Origin of the sequence: Aureimonas sp. Leaf427, assembly GCF_001425485.1 — a bacterium.
Taxonomy (GTDB): Bacteria; Pseudomonadota; Alphaproteobacteria; order Rhizobiales; family Rhizobiaceae; genus Plantimonas.
In genome coordinates, this window is record NZ_LMQW01000023.1 from 148,520 (window position 1) to 172,981 (window position 24,462).

Consider the following 24,462-nt stretch of genomic DNA (forward strand, 5'->3'; position numbering starts at 1 on the left):
TTCGCCGGAGATAGCGCATCGCAGCGCGGCGAACCAGTGCGGCGCCCCCTGCCCGCGTTCCTCTGCAGCGGCTTTCTCCCGCGAGGCGGTTACGGGGCGCTTGCCTCCGGTTCGACGATGCGCGGGAAGATCGCGCTCGGCGCGGGCATGGCGCGGCCGGGCACGAGCGCGATGTCGGGCGTCAGCTCCGTGAAGCTGCGCTCGGTCTCGGCGACGCCGAGAATGTCGAGCAGCTTGCCCGTCGCCGCCGGCATGATCGGCTGGAGCAGGATCGCGACCCGGCGCAGGGTCTCGGCCGTCACGTAGAGGACGGTGCCCATGCGTGCCATGTCGGTCTTGCGCAGCGCCCAGGGCTCCTGCGCCGCGAAATAGCGGTTGGCGTCGGCGACGGAGGCCATGATCGGCGCGAGCATGGCATGCAGCTCCTGCCGGTCGATCGCCTCGCGGGCGCGGCGCAAAAGATCGGCCGTCGTCGCCAGCATCGTGGCATCTGCCTCCGTGAAGGCGCCGGGCTGCGGCACCACGCCGTCCAGATGCTTGGCGATCATCGAGAGCGAGCGCTGCGCGAGATTGCCGAGATCGTTGGCGAGTTCGGAATTGGCGCGGTTGACGATCGCCTCGTGCGAATAGTTGCCGTCCTGGCCGAAGGGCACCTCGCGCAGAAGGAAGTAGCGCAGGGGATCGAGCCCGTAGGTCTCGACCAGCGAGAACGGATCGATGACGTTGCCGACCGATTTCGACATCTTCTCTCCGCGATTGAAGAGAAAGCCGTGGGCGAAGACGCGCTTGGGCAGCGGCAGTCCAGCCGACATGAGGAAGGCCGGCCAGTAGACGGCGTGGAAGCGGACGATGTCCTTGCCGATGACGTGGAGATCCGCCGGCCAGAAGGCGCTGCGCTCGCCGCCGTCGAGATAGCCGGTCGCCGTCAGATAGTTCGTGAGCGCGTCGACCCAGACGTACATGACGTGCCGCTCGTCGCCGGGCACGGGAATGCCCCAGTCGAAGGTCGTGCGCGACACGGAGAGATCGCGCAGGCCCGATTTGACGAAGGAGACGATCTCGTTGCGCCGTTCGGCCGGGCCGACGAAATCCGCCTCGGCCTCGTAGAGCGCGAGCAGCCGATCCTGAAAGGCGGAGAGACGGAAGAAGTAGCTCTCCTCCTCCATCCAGGTCACGGGCGCCCCCTGCGGGCCATAGCGAATGCCGTCCGGGCGAAGCTCCGTCTCGTCCTCGGCGAAATAGGCCTCGTCCCGCACGGAGTACCAGCCGGCGTAGGAATCCTTGTAGATGTCCCCCGCCTCCAGCATCCGCGTCCAGATGGCCTGGCTCGCGGCGTGATGGCGCGGCTCGGTGGTGCGGATGAAGTCGTCGTTGGAACTGCCGAGCACCTTGCCCATCTCGCGGAAGACCTCGGCATTGCGGTCCGCGAGCTCGCGAACCTCGATGCCCTGGTCGCGCGCCGTCTGCAGCATCTTGATGCCGTGCTCGTCGGTGCCCGTCAGGAAGAACACGTCGTATCCGTCGAGCCGCTTGAACCGGGCGATCGCGTCGGTCGCGATCAGCTCGTAGGCGTGGCCGATATGCGGCCGACCGTTCGGATAGGAGATGGCAGTGGTGATGTAGAAACGTTCGGCCATGCTGGCTTTCGACAAGGGTTCGCGTTCGGGAGCGTGACCGCCTTCGCCGAGATAAAGCATCGCGCGCAACGGCTCAATCCGTTCGCTGACCTCACGGGCCTTCGGATCACGCCGCGCGGCAGGGTCAACCCGCCGCCCGCTCCTCGTAGAGCCGTGCGAAGAAGGTCAGCAGCATCTGCTTGCGGTCGAGATTGAAGGCTGCGCCCTCGCGGAGCCTTGAACTTTCCGCGCTCCAGAGGCGCGAGAGGCCGGCCGCGCGGTCGAGGTCGCCGGCCGCCAAGTGAGCTTCCGCCTCAGCCCCGAGCCGGCGGAAGAGACCCGCCAGCGAAAGCTCCAGCGCGGTCTCCCGCCCCTTCTGCGTCAGCCCGTCGGCCAAGGCGTGGATGGCGGGCCAGTCCGCCTCGGGGCGGCTCCAGATCGTCTCGATGCGAGCCTCGAAATCGAGCCCGCCGCTCGCCAGGAGCGAGGCGGCGGTTCGCACGCTGCCCGCGGCGAGCGGCAGGACGGAGCGGATTTCCGTCTCGGTCACATCGAGGCCGAGCCCGAGAAGCACTTGTTCGAGCGCATCCGGCGCCAGCGGGTCGAAGCGCAGGAGCCGACAGCGCGAGCGGATGGTCGGCAGAAGCCGCCCCGGCAAGTGGTTCGTTATGAGGAAGAGCGACCGGGCCGGCGGTTCTTCCAAAATCTTCAGAAGCGCGTTCGCGGCATTCCGGTTCATGTCGTCGGCGGGATCGACGATGGCGATGCGCCATTGCCCGCCGGAGGTCGTGGCCTGGAAGAAGCGGTTCAGCCGCCGGATCTCCTCCACGGTGATCTGGGTCTTGAAGCCCGGCGTGCGCTCGTTGGCGGGACGCGTCAGATGAATGAGGTTGGGGTGGCTCCCCTGCGCCACCTGCCGGTCCACACCGTCCCCACCGGGCACGAGGTCCGCCTCGGAATCGTAGCCGAGAAGCCGGCGGGCGAAGGCGAAGGCGGCGGTCGCCTTGCCGATGCCGCGCGGGCCCTGGAACAGCCAGGCGTGATGAACCCGCCCGCTGGCCTCAGCCGCCAGAAGCTCGCCCCAGGCCGTGTCCTGCCCCAGCACACGACGCGCCGAGGACGGCGGCGCGACGCCCTCGATCGTGTCGTGCTCCTCGGCGACCTCGATCGCGCTCAAGGCGTGGCCGGCGCGCTGGCGCTGGTCTGGCGGCCCTTCGTCTCCAGCCGGCGGCATTCCAGCCGCTCGCCGACGATGAAGCGGATCTCGCGCGCGATCTCGTCCGCCGGCCGGGCGGCATCGACGACGACGCAGCGGCCGGGTTCGGAAACGGCGATGGCGAGGAAGGCCCGCCGGCGCTCGGTGTGCAGCGCCAGCCCCTCCGCCTCGAACCGATCGGCAACCTCCGCGCCGCGCCGCTTGGCCGCGCGCGCGAGGCCTTCGACGGGATCGATATCGAGAAGGATCGTCAGATCGGGATAGAGCCCGGCGATCGTCGCGGCCTCCAGCGTTTCGATCAGGGCCTCGTCCCGGCCGCCGAGACCCTGGTAGACGCGCGTCGAATCGTGGAACCGGTCGCAGAGGACGATGCGGCCGGCCTCGAGCGCGGGACGGATCAGCGTCTCCACATGGTCCGAGCGGGCGGCGGCGAACAGCAGCGTTTCGATCTCTTCGCCCAGAGCCTTGGCGGCGCCGGAGAGAATGACGTGCCGGAGCGCGTCGGCGCCCGGCGTGCCGCCGGGCTCGCGGGTCGTCACGACCGTCGAGCCATCCGCGCGAAGCGCCTCCGCCAGCCGGGCGATCTGCGTGGTCTTGCCGCTGCCCTCGCCGCCTTCGAAGGTGATGAAGAAGCCGATCATGGCCGCACCTGAAGCGCCGTCAAAGCGCGCGAATCCAGCCGAAGGCCAGTTCGCGCGCCGCGCCCATGGCGCGCGATGCGAACGTGCCCTGCTCCACCGCGGTCGCGGCGAAGAGATCGGCGGAGAGACTCTCGCGCCCGTCGATGAGGATGGACAGGCGGCCGATCTTCTGGCCGGCCTCGACCGGCGCCAGAAGCGGCCCGTCATAGACGAATTCGGCCTTCACGGCGTCCTCTCGCTCCTTCGGCACATAGACGACGATCGGTTCGTGCGTCTCCACGGGAACGTTCGAGACGACGCCGCCATAGACGCTCGCCGCGCCGAACGGCGTCTTGGCGGCGAAGAGTTCGGCGCGCTCGAACGTGTCGTTCGACCAGTCGAGCAGCCGGCGCGCCTCCTCGGTGCGATCCTTGATGCTGTCGAGACCGCCGAGCGCGAGGAAGGTCTTGCGCCCTGCCCGGTCCGTCACGCCCATCAGCGAATAGCCGGATGCCTCGGTGTAGCCCGTGCCCATGCCGGTCGCGCCGATCCCCATGGCCAGGAGCGGATTGCGGTTGCGCTGGAAGATCTTGTTCCACTCGAAGGAAGGCTCGGCGTAGATCGCGTAGAAATTCGGGTGATGCTCCTCGATATGGCGCGCGAGCGTCACGAGATCGCGGGCGGTGACGCTCTGCCCCTCCGCCGGAAGCCCGGACGGATTGACGAAGTGCGAACCGGCAAGGCCAAGCGTTTTCGCCGCCTCGTTCATCAGCCCGGCGAACCCCGGCTCCGACCCGGCCATTCCCTCCGCGATGATGATCGTTGCATCGTTCGCGGCCTGGACGATCGTGCCGCGGATCAGCGCATCGAGCGGAACGCTGGAGTTCAGCCCGGCGAACATGGTGGAGGTGCCGGAGGGCGCGCCGCCCGTGCGCCAGGCGTGTTCGCTGACGGGAAAGGTCTGGTCGAGCGACAGCTTGCCCGCTTCGAGCGCCTCGAAGACGACCTCCATGGTCATGAGCTTGGCGAGAGAGGCCGGCGGAAACGGCGCGGCGGCATCCTTCTCGAAGAGAACGGCCCCGGTCTCGCCGTCGACGATCAGCGCCTGACGCGCCTTGGTCTCCACCGGCGCGGAGGCACGGTCGGCCGCAGCGGCAGCCGAGACGAGCGCCGCGGGCGAAAGCGAGAGGCAGATCGCAGCGGCCAGCGCCGTCGTCACACGCCGCATCGAAGACCCCTGCCCCTTCGAAGCCGGTTCGAAACCAGACGTTCTTGGATAACCGACCATGTCATGGAGATAGCCGCACCGATGAAGCGCCGCAACGGCCGAAGGCCTCGCTGCACCGGCATTTGCAGGCGCCGAGACCCCACCGGCTGCGATGCGGCCGGTCGGTCGTCAGTCGCGCAGAACGAAGGCGTCGGAAGCGCCGGCCTGCCAGAGCTGGGCGAGAAGCGCGTCGGCGTCTTCGGAGGGCTTCAGGTCGAGCGCGAGGGTGGCGGCGCCACCGGCCGGATCGGCATCGGCGACGAGCTTGCCGTGTCCCTTGGCGAGATCGCGGATCGCGGCGACGAGAGCGGCATCCGTTATCGCGCCGATCTCGATACGCTCGCCCTTGCGCAGCGTCGCCGTGGCGCGGGAGGCCAGCGTGTCGAGCGCGCCGGCGGCGCCGCCGAACTTCGGCGCTTCGGCGAAGGAGCTGACGACCAGAGGCTGGATGCGCTGGCGGGCGGCGGGCTTGGGCACGATCGCGCCGATGCCTGGCTCCGAGCGGGCGGCCTGTCCGATGATCGAGCCGACGGTGACCTCGTCGATCGTCGCGGGCTGGGTCTGGAGGACCGCGTCGGGGCGCACGCCCGGCAGGTCCGGCGAGGCGACCTTGCGGGTCATGGCGGGGAAGCGCGGGGCACGCTCCTCGTTCATCGCGACCATCACGCCGGAGGGAAGGCCGCTATCGATGGCGCGCACGTTGCCGGGGTGGTAGCTCGCCATCAGCATCTTGGTGTCGTCGCCTTCGAGGGGCGCCCGACCGGCATACTCGACCTTGATCTCGCCGATGCCGTCCTGCTTGTAGCCGAGAAGTTCGGCGGCCTTGGAGGAGAGGTCCATCACGCGGCCTTCGTGATAGGGGCCGCGATCGTTGACGCGAACCGTGATCTCGCTGCCGTTCTTGAGGTTCGTCACCTTGGCATAGGACGGGAGCGGAAAGGTCGGGTGCGCGGCGGAGAGGCCGAACATGTCGTAGACCTCACCGTTGGCGGTGAGCCGGCCGTGGAAGCTGGAGCCGTACCAGGAGGCCTCGCCGGTCTTCACGTAGCCCGGCTCTTCCTTGGGATAGTACCACTTGCCGCGCACCTTGTAGGGCTTGCCCACCTGATCGCGCCCGCCGCCCTTGCGGACGATGCGCTTGTTGGTAACGCGCGGGCTGGCGGAAACGCCGAACTCCTTGGACGAGAACGACTCGTTGGGATCGGAATGAATGATGTCGTCGGCGCCGCCCCCGTGGGTCGAGGAGCCCGACTGGCAACCGGAAACCGAAACGCCGGCAATGACGAGCATCGACAGAGCGATGCGGCGGCCGACTTTTCCTCCGGCAGTCATCATGCGTTTCATTCCCCGGCTTCGGAAACGGCGCCCTGCGGCCGCTCCTCCCCATCCCTGTCGCCTCTAAAGGTAAACAGTCTCTTAATTCACGGGCAATGCGCCCTTCCCGGCCTGGACGCCCGCCACATTGCGGTCGAATGATTGACTGTGTCGTCGATGCAACAAAGAGGGGCCGGCGAGGAAGGGGGAAGCAGTCGTCCGGTTGGGACAGGCGCCAGGACGGTCGATCGAAGCCCTAAACCGCCTAGACTTCGGCGAATCTATCGCCGACGGCAGCTCAGTCGAGGATGTGGCAAATACCGTTCGGATCGGTCGAAGCACTGTGGCGCGATCACATTCTGGCCTTATTTCGACCGCGAGATCGCCGTAAGATTTTCGTCGATCACGTTTTGTTACAAGCACCCTTTCGGGGCCGGCACGCGGGTCAAATTGCAAGACTCGTGCTTCGTCCCCTCCGTGGGTGCCTATTGGACACGGACGGGCGGTGTATAGGGCCGCGGGCCTGCGCTCGGGGCCGGAGCTGGCGGGAGGGTCTTCGGCGTCTCCACACGCGGGCGCGTGCCCTCCTCCGAGATCCGGCCTCGTCCGGCGGCGGGAGCCGCGTCCCGCCGGCTCGCGACGTCCGCACGCCGGTCGGTTTGGCGCGGCTCCGATCGTCTCTCCTCCGACCGCCGGATGTCGCCGCGCTGCCGATCGACGCGATCGTAGCGCGATGGTCCCCGATAGCGGTCGCCGTAGACGGGACGATCGTCCCGGTAGATCGGGCGCGGACGGTACTCGTCGCGATAAACCGCCCCCGGCCGCGGCTCGTAGCCGTCCCAGTAGGGATCGTAGCCGCGGAGATAGCGGGGATTGTCCGCCACGCAGCCCGACAAAGCGACGGCGATCGCGCCCAGCAATAAAATTCGCTTCATGAAGCCTCCCGTTTCCCCTGACTTGGGACGCTTCGTGGGCTCGTCGAGAGGGCGCCGCCTCGGGAGGCCTACATCGGGCCGACGCCGATCGCGGGAAAGCCCCCGCTACGGGCGCTTAATGGCCGGGTCGTCCGCGCCGCCAATAGGCGACGACGAGATGCCGGTCGCGCGACATGCGCAGCTCGCCCCGCAGATGGGCGCGGATGGCCTTGAAGTCCTGAAACTCGCAAGCCGCCCAGACGAAGGGATCGGGGCCGATCGCCTGCCAGTCCAGATCGCGCAAGGCGCGCGGCAAGGCCCCGAAGGTTCCGGGTTCGGCGCCCTGGCGATGGTGGAAGCGGATGTCGAGATCGGCTTTCGAGACGAGGTTCACCTCGTCGGCAGGCCCGTCCACTTCCACGATCACGGTTGCGCGCGTGCCAGCGGGCAGATCTTCGAGGATGCGGGCGATGGCGGGCAAGGCGGTGTCGTCGCCCATCAGAACGAGGTTCTCGCCCTGCGGCGCCTCGCCCCCGCCGGGCCCGGTAATGCCGACGAGATCGCCCGGTCGGGCCCCGAGGGCGAAGTCGGAGCCGGGCGTTTCGTCGCCGGGATGAACGACGATATCGACGACGAGTTCGCCCCGGGCGGCATCGATGCTGCGGATCGTATAGACGCGCCGGGTCAAGGCATCCTCGCCCTGCGGCCAGACCGGCAGGCCGCTGTCTCCCATGACCGGCCAGATCGGAGATCGATCCTTCGGAGGGAAGATCAGGTAGACGTGGTAGCCACCCTGCGCGAAGCGCCCGATATCCTCCCCGCGCAGATGCACCCGCCGCATATGCGGCGTGAGCGCCTCCGAGCGGACGACCTCAAGCTCGCGGAACCAGGGAAGCGGGGAGCCGGCCGGTAAGCCGTCGCCCTGCCAGGAGATCTCCGGCAGTTCGCCCTCGTGGAACTCGGCCAGATGCTCTGCGATGCCGATCTTCAGATAGCTGAGCTGGATCGGATCGACCGATGCGACGTCGACCCGAAGCGTGTCGTCGTCGGAGGCGAGGACGGCGGTTCCGTACTCGAACGAGACCCGCCCTCGACCGACCTCCGACACGACCTCGCCATGCTCGGCGAAGTGCTCGCAGAGAAGGGTCAGGAGGCGCTCGGCGCCCGTCACGCGGATGGTGGAGTGAGCCTGCAGCATGGAGGACCTTCCCGGCCGTCTGAACCGTCACGCGCCGTTCGGGACGAATCCGTCCAAGCGCTCGCGACAGGAGGCATAGGATTGTTGAACTCAGCATTCAAGTTTTCGATGAAAGGCCGGCCGTCGCCGCTAGCGAGGGAGAAAACTCGAGCGCTTCGGCATCCGGTTGAAAGACGACAGGACCATCATCCCGCGTGATAAAATCGACACACCCATCGAACCGAGACCGCCGAGCATTTCGGAAGTGTTCCTAACAGTCAGGAAATATGAGTAGAAAACTCAGGTTGAGTCCCAGCCGAGAGTTCGTTCCATGTCGCTTCCCACCCCGCGCAAACGGTCGTCCCGCCATGTCCGGAACGGTCTCTGGTTTTCGTCCACGGCGATCCTCGCGGGGCTGTTCGCCGTCGGCGCGGCCGCGGCTCAGGACGTGATCGAGCTTGAGACCGTCACCCTTTCCGGCACCCGGAGCGGCGACGGCACGGGCCCCGGCGAGGCGAACGAGCAGACGGGCTTCGTCGCCAAGCGGAGCGCGGGTGCGACCAAGACCAACACGCCGCTGATCGAGACGCCGCAGGCCATCACCGTGGTCACGGACGAACAGATCGAGCGCCAGGAGGTCCGCTCCATCCGGGCCGCCACCCGCTATTCCGCCGGCGTGACGCCCGAGACGACGGGCGGCGGCGACACGCGCTTCGGAGGCTTCGCCATTCGCGGCTTCGACGCGACGGCCAATTCCACGTTTCTCGACGGCCTGCGCTTGCCATCGAGCTCGGTCATCAACTTCCTCGGCCTCGATCCCTATGGCGCCGAGCGGGTCGAGATCCTGAAGGGCCCCTCCTCCGTCCTCTACGGGCAGAACGGCCCGGGCGGGCTCATCAACTACGTCTCCAAGAAGCCGACCGACGCGCCGCTGCGCGAGATCGAGGTCAATGGCGGCAGCTTCGGTCTGCTCGAAGGGCGCTTCGATGTTTCCGGTCCGCTCTCTGAGGACAGCCCCTTCGGCTACCGGCTGACGGGCGTGGCGCGCAAGGCCGGCAATCAGGTGGATCACGTCGACGACGACCGCCTCTTCATAGCGCCTGTCATCGACTGGAAGCCGGATGCGGACACGACGCTGACGGTCCAGGGCAACTACCAGCGCGACCGCGCGGGCTGGGGCCTCCAGTTCCTCCCCGCCTCCGGCACGGTCTTCGAGAACAACGGGCGCCGCATCCCGAACAGCCGCTTCCTCGGAGAGCCCGATTTCGACCGCTACGACACGGATCTCGGTTCGATCGGCTACCAGTTCGACCACCGCATCGACGAGATCTTCACCGTCCGCCAGAACGCGCGCTACTCCTTCCTCCAGCATGAGGAGGCGAGCATCTATGGCGGGGGCTATGCCGACGAGGCGCTCGGCCTTCTCAACCGCAGCGGCGGAACCGGCGACACCGACCTCGACAGCTTCTCCATCGACAACCAGGTCCAGGCGGAGTTCGCCACCGGCCCGCTCGCTCATACGCTCCTCGGCGGGCTAGACTATCGCACGACCGGCTATTCCGACCGCGTCGACCTCTACGGCGCGGACCCGATCAACGTGTTCGATCCGATCTACGGAAGCCCGATCACGGCCTTCGGCACCTACTACGACAACGACGTCGACCAGGATCAGACGGGCCTCTACCTTCAGGACCAGATCAAGATCGAGAAGCTCTCGGTGGTTCTGAGCGGCCGCTACGACTGGGCGACGACCGAGCTGCAGCGCCCCGACAGCGTGTTTCTGACGGCGGTGGACGCCGACAAGGATGCCAGCGCCATCACCGGACGCGTCGGCCTCATCTACAATTTCGACAGCGGTTTCGCGCCCTACGTCACCTATTCGGAATCCTTCCTGCCGCCGCTCGACGTCAGCACGACGGGCGGCCTGTTCGAGCCCGAGACCGGGCGCCTCTACGAGGCCGGCGTGAAGTACCAGCCGCCCGGCTGGGACGCGACGCTGACGGCCTCCGTGTTCGACATCGTCCGCGACGATGCGATCCGCTTCGGCTTCGACCCGGTCGCCAACCGCTCGCTCGTCGAGCAGACGGGCCAGATCACCTCGCAGGGCTTCGAGCTGGAGGGCGTCGCGAGCGTGACCGAGGATCTGAACCTGCGCCTCGCCTATACCTATCTCGACGTCGAGATCACGGAGGATCTGGAAGGCGGGTTCGAGGGCAAGACGCCGACCACGGTCCCCGAGCACACGATCGCGGCCTGGGCGGACTACACGATCCACAACGACTCGCTCTTCGACGGATTGGGCGCCGGCCTCGGCGTCCGCTATGTCGGCTCCAGCTTCGGCGACGATGCCAACACGTTCAAGGTGCCGGGCGCCACGGTCTTCGATGCCGTCGTCAGCTACGAGAAGGACAATTACGAACTCTCGGTGAACGCCAGCAACCTCTTCGACAAGGAATACGTCGCCTCCTGCGGAAACCGCGACTTCTACTGCTTCGCCGGCGAAGGCCGCCGCATCACGGGCAAGGCGACCTTCCGCTGGTAGCAACCGACGCGGAGGGGCCCAGCCCCTCTCCCGCCGAGATGCTGGAGGCAGAACGTTCTACCGCCGGACGGGCCGGGCTTCCTGGCTCGGCCCGTCGGCGCAGTGGCCGGTTAGCCTATCAGAGCAATGGCAAACCCGCGCGGGAGATGCGCCTGCAGGAAGGACAACTCCCCCGCAGCCAGTCTGCCGCCACGCAATTGCCAGCGACCTTGCGACCCCACGCCTTGCCCCGCGCCATCGCACGGTGCGGCGGAACAGGTTGACGCGGCGAACCGCCGAGCGGTAAAGCCCAAACGAAACGACCGTTCGGTAGCAGACTGGAAGTAGCGGCCCTCCCATTGAGGCTCTGCCCGGCCAAATCTCGCTAGCGATCACAGCCTCCGGATGGGTGGCCGAGCGGTTGAAGGCACCGGTCTTGAAATTCGGTTGCGGCGGTGTCGGTTCGTCACGCCGAATATTGGAACATCCTATATCGTAAGGCTTTACGCCTCGCCTCGTCTCCTTTTGTCGTGCTGCATTCGTTCTCGTGCTACCGTGTTGGGTAGCAAAATGGTAGCAGCGTGTTCGGCGAACGTTCCGGTCTCCAGAGTGCTCCAATGTGCGTTCTCACTTCGTGGCATTGCAGGCGGCGCAGACTGGAGCTGCGGATGTCGCTTCTATGACGAGGCCGCGTAATCCCTGCGGCGATAGTTTGCTCCGTTATCTGGATCGCGGCTCTTGGAAGGTACCATGAGAACATACATAAACTGGACTGCCGCCATCATTCTGGCAGAAGCCGTAACATGGAGCGGCTTAGCGGTTGCAGCCGGTGATAGTGAGATATTAAGTTGTCGAGCGGAAACCGATTCGCTTCAAAGACTTACCTGCTACGATAAGATTACAGTTGCTGAGCCAGAACCATCAGCATCTACGCGCTCGCCGCACTCGGTCTCGTTTGTGTCAGGCGATCTGCGGATACAGTCAAAAGACTTCGAGAAGACGATATATAACGAGCGGGTTGAATTCATACCGACTTTTCGAAATGCTGGAGAAAAGACCGTCGTCGCACTTATGTTTGATTTCACTTTCAGTGATGCCTTTGACGAAGAGATAATCAAGCAATCTAGCAAGGTTGATGTGCGCATAGCCCCAGGAAAAACCGTTCAGAGTAGTTCGTTCTTCTATTGGGAGGACAATCCTTTCATTGCTCGTGAACCATTTGACCTACTGTCAGGCCCGATTTCTGCAGGGACAACCAAGATTTCGGGTACCGTGACGAAGGTAGTGTATTCCGATGGGACTGCCGGTTGATGTGTATCGATACGGTTATGCGGCGCAAACAGTAAGCGACCGTCGCACTCGATACGTTGGTCGCTGAAATAGAGGTAGCGCGTCGTCTAGGGCCGCTGAACTGATTGTTGGCGTTCCGGTATACCACCCACCCATAGGCGGAGAGCGTATGCGTCCGCTGGCACTGGCACTCCGGCGATCAGTGGGACATGATTTGCAACATGATGGGGGCACAGCCGGCAGCTTGACCTGGTGCCTGAAACCCACCTCGAAGGGATCCCTACCATGAGCATCGAGACTCTGATCGATACGGTGGCCAAGCAGACCGCATTCTACACCGAACAAGCGGACAAGTGTGCAAAGGACGCGAGAGACACGCCGCTGGAAAGCGTCCGCGGTAAGAACCTCGGCTCTGAGACGTCATGGCGCGGTATGGCCGACTTGAGCGCAACACGTGAGGCGACACTGCGTGAGGACGCGGCGAAGCTCGTGCTCGCCGCAGAGGTGAAGGCGAGCTTGAAAGAATGACCGCCCTTACCGCTCTCACGCCATGGGAAAATCAGATGCTCAAGCGTGTGATCGCTGGATCGCGAGATGGCGGTTTCGGCTTGAGCGCTAAGGCGGTAACAGGCGGTGATATGACGGTGATGTTTGAGCTGATGCGGCTCGGCTTTGTGGAAGTCACCTACCGCGGGCGCAGCCATCGTTGGTACAGTCTGACGCCGGAGGGGCAGCGCGTGCGGGAGAACGGCTTGGCCGAGGCTGCATCATGATCCTCCTCTCGTGCAAATCAGTCACCCGGGTTTGAGAGCACAGTGCGCTCATCGTTTCCTTGGAGAAAGTTCACCCCTGCGCAGATCAGCCTCATGGAGCGTCTCTCCGGCTCCGGGGGCGCCCTCCCCTATGAGGATCTCGCCTATCGGGAGATTGTCGCCTCCGAAGAGCTGCGAAAGCTGAGGCTTGTGGACCTTAAACCGAGCGGGCGCTCTAAGCTGGCGATCATCGTCACCGAAAAAGGCCAGACATTGATTGCCGACGGCTACCGCACCGATCAGATCGTCGTCCGCGTGACAGCTCCGCAGATTGACCTACTGCGCCACCTCAATAATGCTCCTTCGGAAGACAGCGTTGGCCAGCCGATCAACGAACTCCAAGGCGTGACGCTTGACGTCTGCCGGCGGATGTCTCTGCGGGGCTGGGTCGAGTGGTATGACGGGTATTACGGCTCGCGCTGGGCTCGCCTTACAGCTGCCGGCCGAGAGGTGCTAGAGGCGATCGACGCGCTGGATGAGGCAATAGCTGAGATGAACGAAGCGCGCCGTCTAGGTCCGCTGCACTAGCTGATCTCGTCGGCGAAAGAGTTTTTGACTTCGAGCCGACGACGCCAAGCCGACCAGCCAGCCCGACATGCGCGATACGTCTTGGGCCGAAGGGCAGAACGAGATGCGGCGCAGGCGGGCGGCAGCTGGATAAACCGTGGAAGCCGCTGCGCCACACCTTTTGGACCCGAGGCCCTATAGCCGCTCGTCGGTGCAAGGGCGGGCCTCCCAGCGGACAGCCAGGCGGGAGACTGGCACGACTTTCAGCAGAGTGAAGAAGCCCGGTATCTCGTCTGGCTCATAACCAGAAGGCCGCACGTTCGAATCGTGCCTCTGCAACCAGCTTCCCGTCCGGCAGAGGCGGGATAGGCCCACGACGCTTCCCGGCTTCGATCGTGGCAACCGAACAGAGGAAAAAGCCGGCGCGCACGGTCAGTCCAAGACGGCCAGAAGCGCGACAATTCAGGATGGCTTGAACGCGTCGATCCACGTGGCAACGGCCATGATGATCACGGTGAGCGCCACCGCCACGGTTGATACTCGAGTCCAGTTCGCGGTGGTCCTGCCAGCCTTCGCGCTGTCGATCGCCGCTTCGGCTGCGAGGCGAGCATACCGAGCCGCTTCGATCTGCGCTTCGGCCGCAGCGACCATTTTTGCATCGACCACCTGCTGGGATAGTTCACGCCGCCGCTGCAGTTCACGATCCACCCAGTATGCAGCCTGTGAACCTGGCTGCTCTCCTGCGGTGAAAAGGTCTTCGAAGTCCTTATCGGTGAACGGATTCGCCACTGGCTGCTGCGCCTTCTCTGATCATGACGGGGAAGCAATCCCACGCCCTGCCGATCATGTGAAGAGCGCCGGCGCTAAGCCAGCGTCGCTTCCCTGATCCCGTGCAGCATCGCCAGCGTCATGTCGGACAGATCACGTCGGCCGCTTTCCATCGCCATGTGCAGGGCATCAGCATACTGGCCGGGTCGCAGGGATCCGTTCTCCTCCAGGCACCGCACTAGCGCCAAGAGGGCGACGAGATGGGCTGTCATGTGGGCGTCGAGGACTTCGCCGTCGTGGCTGAGGTTCGCCATGAGTTCCTCCGCTGATTGTCTGACGTGAGCATGGCGGCTCACCCTGTAAAGGGCGCCGCCTTACATGCGACGGTAATCGTCCCGGGTCGCCTTTCGCAGCTCGCTCTTCTGGTTCACCGGCGTAGAGCCGTAGACGCTGCTCTCGAAGTAGCCGCGCGGCCCGGCTTCGAGACATCCAGTGCATACGAAGCCAACCAGCCCGACTAGAGCGACGCGAACGATGGTGATTCTCGACATGATTTCCTCCTCATGAGGAGTAACGCTCGCACGTGATGCTGAATCTGGGAAGAGCGTCGGATCTATGCCGCTTCGGACATCCTCATGGCTAATGTGTTGGATCGGTCCATGAGCCTCTCCATGATCAGATACAGCCACGCTCGCATGGTGCCGCGTACCGGCCACGGTCGCAGCCTTAGGGCACGCTCGCGAAGCGCCTCGAGGTCGATCCGGTCGAAGATGGCGAGGAGCTCGTCAGTTCTCTCATGCCAGTCCGGTCGCTGCGCCAAGACATCGGACACCGCGGCGATTGTCTCTGACGACAGGGCCTCAGCGTTCGGCGCGGACTCGCGGATGCACCGGAGGGTGAGAAGTAGGTGCGCCTCGCCTTCCTCTTTCAGGATCTTCTCCATGGTGCCGCGAGCATGCGTCTCTCCGGGCCTTCGACGCTGCCTGGTCGGGACGGCTTGTACGGAGAAGAAGTCGAGAAGGATCAGCAATCTGCCAGCAGATCCAGCCATGTGGCGGTCGCTTCCTACGATAAATCGAGCCCCTTAGGACCTCAGCGGCTGAGGACATACACTGTTTCGTCCACCCACTTCATACGATACCCTCCGCAATCGCCACAGCGACAGCATGAGTGGGGTGCTGTGCTCCGAGCTTTCTGTAAATCGCTACCAAATTGGAAGACGCGGCCGTAGAGCTTATGCCGAAACGCCTAGCGACATCGGCCTCCGCTTCACCAGACAACAGCAGTTGGAGGATGTGAATCTCATGCTCTGAAAGACCCCGCTTCCTTTCGGCGGCCCGCTCGTCCATGGATCACCTCACGGCTGTTTTTCAACTTCAGCCTGTAATATTCTGAGAGCCTTCTCGAAAACGTCAACCGTTGCCAGATCGTTAATTTCAGAAGCGTATTTGATGGCGGCTTGCGCTTGCTCGATCGCTTCATCTCCATGTTCGTTCTTAAAGTAGCGAACCGCTCTCAACGTTTGCTCATCGAATTCATCCTCTGGCTGAAAGTCCATGTTGCCTAGTCCTGATCCTGTGCAGCGCAGCACGCTTTGTAGTGCTGATAAATTACGATCGATCGATGCGGTTCCGCGTTAAATGCTCAAAGAGTAGACAATCGATTGTTTTCGATGGACGTCGCCAGATTTCACGGCCGGCGCGATGCGGAAGGGATACAGCTCCTGCGTTCCCGAACTGAGGGCAGGCGTGACCTATGCCGGCTGAAGCTTCTGGCCCCGCAAAGCAGCATAAGCCGCGGCCCGCTCGTCGCAGATTCGCTTGACGTCGGCCGTCTCCTTCGGCGTGGGGATCATCACGTCCCCTTGCACGTCGTCGTAGCGGTAGAGGACATGCGTCTGGCTGGTGTTCCGCCTGATGGTCGTCTCCTGGATGAAGCCGCCAGCGATAGCCCCGCCCTCCTCGATGTCGGACAGGCGAGCCGCATGGATGAACTTCGGCAAGGCCGAAGGGGTGAGGTCGAAGTTTCCGTCGTCGAGGACCAAGCCAAGGCTGGCGAGGATCTCGCGCGGCGCCGCGGGCGCGATGACGCACCATTCGATCGGGGTGACGACGAAGGCCTTGCGGGCCTCGCCGCCCTCATTCGTCTTTCGGTCGGTGGCCGAGATCGCATAGAGCTCGAAGCGCTCCCGGTCCTCCGACCATCCGCCGATGTAGATCGTGAAGTCGGGAAGCTGGCCCCGGATCGTGCTGACGAACTGCGCCGCTTGATGGGTGAGAACGTCCGCGCTCTCAACGATCTCATCGAAGCTGGTGAACCGATCATCCAGCGCTGCCTCGAAGATCGGCATGATGGCTGCGACGCCGCGATAGGTGAGGAAGCCGCTATAGACCGGCAGGAGCGCGACCTTGTGCGCGAGGCCGGCAAGTTCGAGCGTCTCCGGTCGATAGCTGGCGCCATCGCTGCAGATGTCGAACCCATGGTCGTGCATCGTGATGACGATCGCGGTCATGCTGCCTTCGGCCTTTCGAGAATGAGTTCTTCGCCGTCCTCGCCGGTGCCGGCGCCGATCGCGTCCGCCATGCTGGCGAAGCCGCCATGCGCCAAGGTCTTGACGCCACCGCCGTTGATCGCCTCGAGGACGCCCCGATGCTTGGCTGTTGATGCGGCGTTGACGACGAACTCACCGTTGGAAAGCATGGCGTGTATGGAGTCTGACGTTCCCGTGCCGGGGCCGTAGACGCCGCCACCGCCGGCGAGGCGAAGCCCAGCCCAAGCGTCGCCGCCACCGGGCGCGCCCGTCATGCCGCCGGTGATGTTGCCGGCCAGTGCGGATATCCACGAACCGCTGAACCCACCCTTGTTGCCGAGCCCCGAAGCGAAGGCGTCGAGGACCGACTGCAGGACACCGCTCATCCGTGGCGTGAAGTCGTTCGCGATCTTCAGCATCTCCTGATCGAGCCCGCTGAAGGTGCCGGCGAGGCCGTCCGTCAGGCTCCTCGCGTTCGATGCGAAGGCAGAGACCGTGCTGTCGGTCGAGGAAGCCATCTTCTCGGCCGAGGCGTTGATGCGCTCGAAGGACTTCTCCGCGGCCGAGAGCCGGCCCCCGAAGTTGTGCGCGCCTTCCGGGTTGGCGAGGCTGAATCCCTGCGGACGCTCGAAGCCGGCGAAGGCTGCGGTGGCGCCGCGCACGTCCTTCGACGCGAGGAGGCGTCGGAACGCCGGGTTCTCCGTCGTCTGGAGTTCCTTCCAGGCGAAGTCGAGCTGGCTCTGGACGTTGCCGAGGTTCTGCTTCCCCCCGATCGACGCGAAGAGGTTGTTCTTCCGGTCGTTGTGCTGGAACAGGCCGAATGCCTGCCCTGCATCACCGACGGCCGTCGGGTTGAAGGCGCTCTCTGCCGACACGTTGCCGAGGATGCCGGCCACCTGATGCGGCGCGAGGCCCTTGGCCGTGAAGTAGTTGGCGATCTGCGCTTCGACGGAGCCGCCCGCCATCTTCGCGCCGGCGCTGTTGCCGTTGGCCGGGTTGAGGAGCTTGTCGAGCGCGTTGGCAGCTCCGCCCTTCTCTCCGCCGCCTAGGAGCGGTGCGATTCCGCCCGCTCCGTTCAGATTCACGACCGCCGCCGTCATCGTCACCGTACCGAGAGCGGAGGCACCGGCCCCGGCGGAGGACAGCGAAGGCGACTTCGTCCCGCCCATGAGATCGCCGAGCGTGCCGAGCGAGGTCCCAAGGAGCATGTTCTTCAGCGGGTTCGAAACCGCGAGCTGCAGGAAGGTGGAGGTGGTATCCTTCGCGACGCCCTTTAGGAGGTCTTTGACGTCCGCGGTGCCAGAGGCCAGGCCGTCCACGAGCGTGTCGATGGCATCGTCGCCGGCGCCCTTCAGCTCGCCCCACGCATCGGCCTGCCGACGGATCGCGTCGCCATAGTCGGACAGCGCGCGGGTGTTCGCGATCTGCCCGCGGGCGAACTCGCTGTTGAGGTCGATCCCCTGCTCCCGGAGCTTCCGCTGCATGTCGTAGACGACGCCAGCCTGCCGGGCGAAATCCTCGCTCTGCCCGATCGTGCTGGCCTGCATGTCGAGGCCGCGGAGGTCCTCCATCTGCGACCGCACCATGCGCAGCCGGTCGAGCTGGTCCGTCAGCGCGCCGGCGGCGGCCGTCGTGTCCCGGATGGCCTGCACTTCGGATGGATCGACCACTCGGCCCGCGTCCTCGGCTTCGCGGTAGAGCTGGAGGATCATCGTCTGTTGCTGGCGATAGGCCTCGGCCGCGCCGCGCGTCATGTCGAGGGTGGCCGCCTCGTCCTGGAGCGATCGGATCATGTCGCCGCGGGCGCGGGCGCGGTCGCGGAGGTCGTCGGCTTGCTGCCTTGCGTCGGCCTCGTAGACCATGGCGGACGCATGGGAGATGCGAGCCTCGCGCTCCGATGCCTCCATGACCTGCCCGGAGAGGGCGAGCCGCTCCTGCTCGGCCGCGATGCCGGCGCGCTCGGCCGTCGTTCGGGCGTTGATGGACCGGATGTCGAGATCCCGTCCGGCCCGGATGACGCCTTCCCGCCGCTCGATCTCCTGGAGCCCGGCGAGGTGCGTGGCGCGGGCGCTGCGCTCATCTGCTTCGGTGCGAGCCTTGCCGAGCGCGACCTGAAGGCTCTGGTCGAGACGGGACCGATCCGTGCGATTGTCCGGCACGAAGCCCCGGAGATCGCCCATGGCCTCCTTGAACTGTGTGCCCGCCAGGCGTGACCGAGCGGAGGCGAAGGCGTCGAGCTGTTGCTTCGCTGCCGCGGCCTCTTTGGCGAGTTCGATCAGCTTGTTGGCCGTGTCTCGAAGCGTCTCGTTGGTCGGATCTAGGTTGGCGATCTTCGCCACCTCGTCGACGAAGGCCCGCGCGTCCTCGGTCCCGGCCTTCAGGCCTTCCGCCAGCTTGACGAGCGGACCTTCGAACGCCTCGAAGCCGCGACGAGCTTCATACGTTCGGCCGCCGCTCTCTGTGCTGCGGGCTCGCGTCATGTCGCCACCGCCGGCGAAGCCGCTGTCGAGAAGCGACGTGCGAGAGGACAACTGCAGCTCCTCCGCACTCCGGCGAAGCTGGAAGGTCCGCGTGGCGCCAGAGGCATAGGCCGACTGCGCATCGATCGCGAGACCGTAGGACTTCCCGATCTCGCCGATGATCTTCTTGTGGTCCTCCATCGCCTCGCTGAGGGGCTTGATGGAGCGCATGCCCTGGACGCCGTAGTAGATCGCGGCGCCCGCTATCGCGGTCAGCCCGACCACCGCAAGGCGCCCGGGAGTGATCAGGGAGGCAATCCCCTCGCCCACGGCTTTAAGCGAGCCAGCGAGGCCGCCAGGGCCCGACTGGAGGGCATCCACCACCTGCCCGATCTGGGAGGCGAAGATCTGCATGGGCGGGGCGCCGAGCGCCCACATGGTCGCGACGTCGTTGCCCTGCCGGCTGAGGTTCAGGAGCTGGTTGCTGGTCAGCTTCGCCTTGTCGCCCACCACGACCAAGGCAGCGGACTGCCTCTCGGCCGCCTGTGTCGCCTGAGCCCGGTAGGATGCCGCCTCGCGAGCGCTGAGGCCACCGGCGGCTTCGGCCTTCGTGATCGCGTCAAGGCTCGCCTGATAGCGCTGGGTGACCGCCAGGAGCGGGTTGAACTCCGCACGGAGCGACGCGACGGAGCGGGCGAGGTTGTCGTTCTCGGCCTGCGCCTTCTTTGCCGCTGCGGCCGTAGCGGACAGGCCATCGAATGCCTTCTTGCTTGCGTTGTTCAACCCCGCGGCCGCAGCCTCGGTTTTGCCCGCTGCGGCCGTCAGCTTGTCGAGCTGTGCAGCCGCGTCGAGGGCAGGCTTCGAATTGATCTCGAAACCAAGGGATGCGTACTGCGTCATCAGCTCTCTCCTGCCTGATCAGGCGGCCTTCGCCGCCAGCTCGACGGCAGCCGCTTCCGCTTCGGCCGCACGGCGTCCGGCTGGCTGGTACGGGAGACGGCTGGCAGCGTGGACGTCGACCTGGATGCGGAGCCACGGCACCGTCTGGAGCATCTTCACGACGTTCTCGTGCGTACATTCGAAGGGCGCGTCGCCGTCCTCGAGCCCCTTCCAGTCGATGACGCTCCGGGCGAGGAGGTCGATCGTCATCGCTTCGTTGTCCTCGGCCGCCATGTTGCCGCGCCGATCAACCTTGTTCGCGAAGCGCTCGATGGTTTGGAAACGACCCTTGCGCTGGCGCTCGCTGTCGGGCCCCGCGACGAGGAACTCGATGTCGGTCAGCTCGCCGTCGGGCTGGTAGATTTTCAGCCAGGAGCCCTCCTCCTGGAGCGCGATCGGTGCGATGAGTTCGTTGATGTCCATGGTCGGTCAGCTCCGAATGGCGAGAGAAAGGGGCGAGCGGACCTGCCGGACCAACAACCGACAGGCCCGCCTAAGCACCGGCTGGCGGACGAGACCACCGGCGCTATCGGGATGGGTGAAAAGGGCGCGCATCAGTCGATCACCCGCGTCTGAGCGCCGTGATGATTGGTGACGGCTGAGGCTTGGCTGCTCCAAAGGATGGGCAGGATCGGCTTGCGGTTGTTCAGGTCGCCGATGGCGTCGAGGCGAGCGCTTCGGAAGTTGCCGAGCTGCGGCATGCCGGCCTTCGTCTCGTGCGCGAGGTTGGAGGCCTGCGTCGTGAGGGCGAACGCCTCATCCTGAAGCTTTTCGAAGCGCTGCGTGGCGTTGACGAAGGCGTTCCAGCTCTCGACCATCTCATCGATCACGCCGTCGACCTCGGTGGCCGCCTCGTCGTGGCGCAGCTTGATCCGCACCATGGCCTCGGCGCCTTCGCGGAGGATCGCTTCCGGCAAGAGGCCTTCCAGGGCAATGCGTTCCGCACGCAACCGGCGCGCAACGCGCTCGGCCTCCTGTTGCGCCGCTTCGGTCGCGTCGGCATCGCCGCCGTTGCGCATCACGGTCGCCAGCTCGGCGTCGAGGTCACGGGCCGCAAAGGCTCGCTCGTCTCGGCCGATCGCCGCGAGCCGGTCGCGGATGGCCTGGACGGACATGGTGTTGATCGCGCTCATCAGACGAGCACTCCCGGGAAGAGGTTCGGATTGACCGGCGCCTTGCTCCAGCCGGGATGCGCGGCGGCAAGGGCGTCCCGCTCCTGTTGCGCGAGGATCGCCTGATAGGGCCGCACCGCGTCCTCGATGGCCTTCGTCACCGCGACCGGGACGCTTCCAGCTGCCGTCATCATGGCCGCCTGCGCTTCGTGGATGACGGTCTCCATCCGGGCGAAGGCCACGTCTTCCGCATCGGGCTTGGCGCCCTTGAGCCGCCTCCGCTTGCCCATCAGTCGGTGGCCTTCGGAAGAGCGAAGCCGTTGCCGCGGTTCTGTCCGAACGGCTGACGATCGGCGCCATCGGCCGCCGGCAGACGGAAGCTGCTGCTCTGCCGTTTGTCGCCGCCCTGGAGCCGGTTCACGACGGCCTGCGCTTGGTTGAGCTCGATCTTGTCGAGCGTGGCCGAGACGTTCGTGAAGGCATCGGCGACGGCGGTGTTGAGCTTGGCCTTCTCGACATCGGAGAGGCCTTCCTCGATCTTCTTGAGGCGCTTCATCAGCTCCGGGATGGAACCTTCCTTCAGCTTCGTCGCCTCTCCGACGTTCTGCAGAAACGATATATTGCTCATAGGTTTATCCTCTGTTGAGCGGGTCATCCCGCGGCCCTGGAAAGCCGGTGGCGGGAGGTGAGAAACATGGCGGCCGAGGCGGGTTGCGTTCCGACGAGCGAGACGAGGACACCCGCCGCGGCGTTGGCGACGTCGTCATGGGCTTTCGGCGCATGGTCGATGCTGTCCCGCCCGCCGCGGCTGGTGCGGCGCTCCAGGCCGACGAGCTGGGCGATGAGGCGGGGATGGTCGAGAAGATCGACGTTGCCGCTGTTCACGGCCGGGAGAAGGTCCCGATAGAGATCGGACTTCGGCTTGGCCGACTGCTCGAAGGTGATCTCGTGACGCCGGAATGCCTCTGGAGGCCACTCGCCAGCGTATCGATCGCCCGTCACCTTGTGGACGCCGTAGCTCTTTAGAAGCGCGGCATACTCCGCGACGACGTTCTCCGGGCTGAGGGGCGGCTTCGCTTCCCGGATCACGTCCAGGATGCCCTTGCCGCCCTCTTCGTGCGCGATGGCGAGCGTGAAGCTGTCGGAGGCGCCGCCGGACGGATCGACGAAGCCGGCATATTCCACGCCGCTGATGCGCTTGCGCTCGAGGACGCCCGGCGACACCACGGCATCCACTGCCTCGCGCGTCAGGAAGGCCTCCACGTCCGTTCGGAACTGTCCGAGGTATTCCGCGCGGGCCGAAGCCTCATCGCGCTCCATGGCCCGGTCGACGACGCGCTGCTTCAAGGTCGGGTTGAGAAGCCGGGACGCACCCTGCGCCACGAGGATCAAAGGATCGCCCGCCGTCCCAAAATGCCGCTTCCATGTCGTGTAGACCTCGCCGCGCCGAGCATACGGGCTGGAAATCACGACCAAGGGGCCGCCCGTCGTCGCAAGGCCAGGCCGAACGGCGTTCAGGATGTCGGTGTCCGGGTTCGCGCTGTCGTCCGATCGCCAGAAGGCCGCCTCGTCCGCGATCACTGCCGCATAGGTCGGGCCGCGCGAGGTCCGCTTGCTGGCAGGCCGGATCTGGAGGTCGATCCGGTTGGACAGGGCCAGAAGGCTCGCAGTCTCGTTCTGGATCATGCGCTTCAGCACGGGCGCGTTGTGGATGATGCCGTGCGCGTAGCCGAAGGCGACCTCCGCCTGATCTTGGCTCGCGGCCATGAAGGCCACCATCGCCCGCTCGCCGACGGAAAGGATGTCGGAATAGTCGATCAGCGTGCCGAAGTAGACCGCCAGGACGGCCATGGCGCGCGTCTTGCCTCCACGGCGCCCGATGATGCCCCAGAACTCTTCGACGCGCTCTCCGGGCTCCTGTGGCCGCCCTGTCAGCGTCTCAAAGACGACGCGCTCCTCATCCGTCAGCTTCTCGCCCATGGCCGCGATCAGAAGGGACCGCCAGCCAAGCCAGCTATCGCCGGGCATGACGCGGCCGAATAGCTCCGGCTCGGCAAGGGCATCGCGCATCGGGAGGAGAGCCCGCATCAGGCAGGCTCACGCGAAGCGAGGAGCGAGGCGAGCGTCGGGCCCTCCTCCGCGGCCGCGCCAGCCTTCAAGCCGAGCTGACGCTGAAGGCGGGCCTGGAGGTTCGAGAGGCGCACGAACTGCTCGTGGTCGACCTTCTCGCCCTTGACGATAGCGGCCTGGATCTTCTCGCTCTCGACCAAGTTGGCGGCGAGCTGCCGGATCGTGGCGGACTGCGAAGTGGAGAGCTTGTCGGCCCCGCCAAGATCATCGGCGAAGGCCATGCACAGGTCACGGTAGCGACGCCCCGCGGCAGTGCGGTTGTCCACGCCCTCCAAGCGCCACGAACTGTTCGTGATCGCAGCCCGATTGCGCTTCGAAGTGGCGACGGAGTCGTGTGCAAGTGCGCTCATACGGAGCAACTTGGACGGGGTTCGTCAGCGGATCAATGGCACTTACAAGGCCAGACCAAGCACGCGCGAGACCTCTGCAAGTCATCGCAACCGGTCGCATTTGGTCGCATGGTTGGTAATGCTGATATTTATTTTCGATGCCCTGTGGATAAGCCTTCAGGATCGCGATGGGATGGAGAACTGGCAATTAGTCCAGAGCTCCTCCGCGTTCCGACGAGACTGACCTTTGGCTTCGTCCCAATCGAAGGAGGTGCTGTTGATCGCCTTGTTCAGCTCCTCAACCAGCTCGATAGTTTCGCTTAGGAGATCAGTCTCACCGCCGTAGCGCCATCGGTCCGACTCGGTCTCTTCGCCCTCTGCCGGCTCCGGCAGATCTAGATTGTGCGCAATCGCTCGATCACGAAGATCCCTCAGCGCTTCCACTTTGGCGGACGCAGCGATCTCTCGGCATCGCTGTATGGCCCTCTGCATACCGGCTCTCGCAGCCTCGACGCGTTCCTCGGAAATGCGCTTCTGGCCGTGCCCGAAGAGTTCGCGAATTTCCTGTGCCGTAGCGGGGTCGAGATCCTCTTCGCCAACGATGTGCAGATGCGGAGGCTGTGCTTCCCGCTCTCTCATTCGGTTCAAGACAGCTTCGATGACGGCACGGTCGTCGATCAACTTCACCACAGTCGGGATGCTCTCTCGATCGCTGCCGTAGCCGTCCCACATGGCGGCAAGGCGTATGAGCTCGAAGAGATACATGCTCCGCTGAAACTGCCGGAAGGCGTGACCAGCATGGGACCGCGGGATCTGAGCAGTCAGCGTGGTGGAGTAGAGCACGATCTCGTTGGATGCATGCATGGCGACGAGGGCGCGTGCAAGATCGACCATCCTATCAGTCCGCACCATCGCTTGCTCTAGTCTTTCAGCGACAGAGA

27 protein-coding genes and 1 tRNA gene are annotated in these 24,462 nt (G+C 65.2%); 6 read left to right on the top strand and 22 right to left on the bottom strand.

Annotated features, from left to right (window positions below):
- Positions 1-89: 89 nt before the first annotated feature.
- From metG to ASG62_RS14060, 7 genes are all read right to left on the bottom strand, one after another.
- Positions 90-1,637 (bottom strand): methionine--tRNA ligase, encoded by a 1,548-nt coding sequence (gene metG / locus ASG62_RS14030; RefSeq protein ID WP_056692158.1) that lies wholly within the window; start codon positions 1,635-1,637, stop codon positions 90-92.
- Positions 1,638-1,761: 124 nt separating this feature from the next.
- On the bottom strand, positions 1,762-2,793 hold the full coding sequence (locus ASG62_RS14035; protein WP_244487498.1) for a DNA polymerase III subunit delta': 1,032 nt from the start codon (positions 2,791-2,793) through the stop codon (positions 1,762-1,764).
- Positions 2,790-3,473 carry a dTMP kinase gene (tmk, locus tag ASG62_RS14040; RefSeq protein ID WP_056691423.1) on the bottom strand — a complete coding sequence of 228 codons (684 nt, stop codon included), beginning with the start codon at positions 3,471-3,473 and terminating at the stop codon, positions 2,790-2,792. Before tmk ends, ASG62_RS14035 begins: the two co-directional genes overlap by 4 nt.
- 19 nt (positions 3,474-3,492) lie before the next feature.
- Positions 3,493-4,680, bottom strand: a complete 1,188-nt coding sequence (locus tag ASG62_RS14045) for a D-alanyl-D-alanine carboxypeptidase family protein (RefSeq protein ID WP_056691427.1) — start codon at positions 4,678-4,680, stop codon at positions 3,493-3,495.
- 168 nt (positions 4,681-4,848) lie between these two features.
- Positions 4,849-6,054, bottom strand: a complete 1,206-nt coding sequence (locus ASG62_RS14050) for a septal ring lytic transglycosylase RlpA family protein (protein WP_244487499.1) — start codon at positions 6,052-6,054, stop codon at positions 4,849-4,851.
- 464 nt (positions 6,055-6,518) lie between these two features.
- Positions 6,519-6,968, bottom strand: coding sequence for a hypothetical protein (locus ASG62_RS14055; protein WP_156382142.1), 450 nt, complete (start codon positions 6,966-6,968; stop codon positions 6,519-6,521).
- A gap of 115 nt (positions 6,969-7,083) precedes the next feature.
- Positions 7,084-8,145: a siderophore-interacting protein gene (locus ASG62_RS14060; RefSeq protein WP_056691436.1), complete on the bottom strand. Its 1,062-nt coding sequence runs from the start codon at positions 8,143-8,145 to the stop codon at positions 7,084-7,086.
- A 310-nt stretch (positions 8,146-8,455) separates the two neighbouring features.
- Here ASG62_RS14060 and ASG62_RS14065 point away from each other — a divergent pair, with 310 nt between their 5' ends.
- The 6 genes from ASG62_RS14065 (at position 8,456) to ASG62_RS14085 (ending at position 13,596) form a co-directional block, all read left to right on the top strand.
- Positions 8,456-10,666 carry a TonB-dependent siderophore receptor gene (locus ASG62_RS14065; RefSeq protein WP_082537032.1) on the top strand — a complete coding sequence of 737 codons (2,211 nt, stop codon included), beginning with the start codon at positions 8,456-8,458 and terminating at the stop codon, positions 10,664-10,666.
- A 729-nt stretch (positions 10,667-11,395) separates the two neighbouring features.
- Entirely contained in the window at positions 11,396-11,956 is a 561-nt protein-coding gene (locus ASG62_RS26500) for a hypothetical protein (protein WP_156382143.1), read from the top strand.
- A 264-nt stretch (positions 11,957-12,220) separates the two neighbouring features.
- Positions 12,221-12,463 (top strand): hypothetical protein, encoded by a 243-nt coding sequence (locus ASG62_RS14070; RefSeq protein WP_056691439.1) that lies wholly within the window; start codon positions 12,221-12,223, stop codon positions 12,461-12,463.
- Positions 12,460-12,708 (top strand): hypothetical protein, encoded by a 249-nt coding sequence (locus tag ASG62_RS14075; protein ID WP_057180449.1) that lies wholly within the window; start codon positions 12,460-12,462, stop codon positions 12,706-12,708. The genes ASG62_RS14070 and ASG62_RS14075 overlap by 4 nt, the downstream gene beginning before the upstream one ends.
- A gap of 93 nt (positions 12,709-12,801) precedes the next feature.
- Positions 12,802-13,275: a hypothetical protein gene (locus tag ASG62_RS14080; protein WP_056691444.1), complete on the top strand. Its 474-nt coding sequence runs from the start codon at positions 12,802-12,804 to the stop codon at positions 13,273-13,275.
- 244 nt (positions 13,276-13,519) lie between these two features.
- Positions 13,520-13,596: transfer RNA gene (locus ASG62_RS14085), tRNA-Met, on the top strand.
- A 120-nt stretch (positions 13,597-13,716) separates the two neighbouring features.
- Here the strand turns inward: ASG62_RS14085 and ASG62_RS26505 are convergent.
- The 15 genes from ASG62_RS26505 to ASG62_RS14150 form a co-directional block, all read right to left on the bottom strand.
- Positions 13,717-14,043: a hypothetical protein gene (locus ASG62_RS26505; protein ID WP_156382144.1), complete on the bottom strand. Its 327-nt coding sequence runs from the start codon at positions 14,041-14,043 to the stop codon at positions 13,717-13,719.
- Between the two features lie 74 nt (positions 14,044-14,117).
- Positions 14,118-14,336 carry a hypothetical protein gene (locus ASG62_RS14095; RefSeq protein WP_056691449.1) on the bottom strand — a complete coding sequence of 73 codons (219 nt, stop codon included), beginning with the start codon at positions 14,334-14,336 and terminating at the stop codon, positions 14,118-14,120.
- A 60-nt stretch (positions 14,337-14,396) separates the two neighbouring features.
- Positions 14,397-14,573, bottom strand: a complete 177-nt coding sequence (locus tag ASG62_RS27395) for a hypothetical protein (protein ID WP_210168397.1) — start codon at positions 14,571-14,573, stop codon at positions 14,397-14,399.
- Between the two features lie 62 nt (positions 14,574-14,635).
- Positions 14,636-15,073, bottom strand: coding sequence for a hypothetical protein (locus ASG62_RS14100; RefSeq protein ID WP_156382145.1), 438 nt, complete (start codon positions 15,071-15,073; stop codon positions 14,636-14,638).
- A 79-nt stretch (positions 15,074-15,152) separates the two neighbouring features.
- A complete protein-coding gene (locus ASG62_RS28045) occupies positions 15,153-15,371 on the bottom strand; it encodes a LuxR C-terminal-related transcriptional regulator (RefSeq protein ID WP_082537033.1) in 219 nt (72 codons plus the stop codon).
- A gap of 8 nt (positions 15,372-15,379) precedes the next feature.
- Positions 15,380-15,580, bottom strand: a complete 201-nt coding sequence (locus tag ASG62_RS14105) for a hypothetical protein (protein ID WP_056691454.1) — start codon at positions 15,578-15,580, stop codon at positions 15,380-15,382.
- 195 nt (positions 15,581-15,775) lie between these two features.
- The gene (locus ASG62_RS14110) at positions 15,776-16,534 is read right to left on the bottom strand and encodes a hypothetical protein (protein ID WP_056691457.1); all 759 of its coding nucleotides are present in this window, start codon (positions 16,532-16,534) and stop codon (positions 15,776-15,778) included.
- Entirely contained in the window at positions 16,531-19,911 is a 3,381-nt protein-coding gene (locus ASG62_RS14115; protein WP_056691461.1) for a phage tail tip lysozyme, read from the bottom strand. The genes ASG62_RS14110 and ASG62_RS14115 overlap by 4 nt, the downstream gene beginning before the upstream one ends.
- Before the next feature lie 18 nt (positions 19,912-19,929).
- Positions 19,930-20,373: a hypothetical protein gene (locus tag ASG62_RS14120; protein WP_056691464.1), complete on the bottom strand. Its 444-nt coding sequence runs from the start codon at positions 20,371-20,373 to the stop codon at positions 19,930-19,932.
- Between the two features lie 131 nt (positions 20,374-20,504).
- Positions 20,505-21,083, bottom strand: a complete 579-nt coding sequence (locus tag ASG62_RS14125) for a hypothetical protein (RefSeq protein ID WP_056691467.1) — start codon at positions 21,081-21,083, stop codon at positions 20,505-20,507.
- Positions 21,083-21,352: a hypothetical protein gene (locus tag ASG62_RS14130; protein WP_056691470.1), complete on the bottom strand. Its 270-nt coding sequence runs from the start codon at positions 21,350-21,352 to the stop codon at positions 21,083-21,085. The genes ASG62_RS14125 and ASG62_RS14130 overlap by 1 nt, the downstream gene beginning before the upstream one ends.
- On the bottom strand, positions 21,352-21,690 hold the full coding sequence (locus ASG62_RS14135; protein ID WP_056691474.1) for a hypothetical protein: 339 nt from the start codon (positions 21,688-21,690) through the stop codon (positions 21,352-21,354). The genes ASG62_RS14130 and ASG62_RS14135 overlap by 1 nt, the downstream gene beginning before the upstream one ends.
- A 23-nt stretch (positions 21,691-21,713) precedes the next feature.
- On the bottom strand, positions 21,714-23,150 hold the full coding sequence (locus ASG62_RS14140) for a hypothetical protein (protein ID WP_056691477.1): 1,437 nt from the start codon (positions 23,148-23,150) through the stop codon (positions 21,714-21,716).
- The gene (locus ASG62_RS27595) at positions 23,150-23,413 is read right to left on the bottom strand and encodes a hypothetical protein (RefSeq protein WP_244487500.1); all 264 of its coding nucleotides are present in this window, start codon (positions 23,411-23,413) and stop codon (positions 23,150-23,152) included. Before ASG62_RS27595 ends, ASG62_RS14140 begins: the two co-directional genes overlap by 1 nt.
- A gap of 285 nt (positions 23,414-23,698) precedes the next feature.
- Positions 23,699-24,415, bottom strand: coding sequence for a hypothetical protein (locus ASG62_RS14150; protein ID WP_057180453.1), 717 nt, complete (start codon positions 24,413-24,415; stop codon positions 23,699-23,701).
- Between the last annotated feature and the right edge of the window lie 47 nt (positions 24,416-24,462).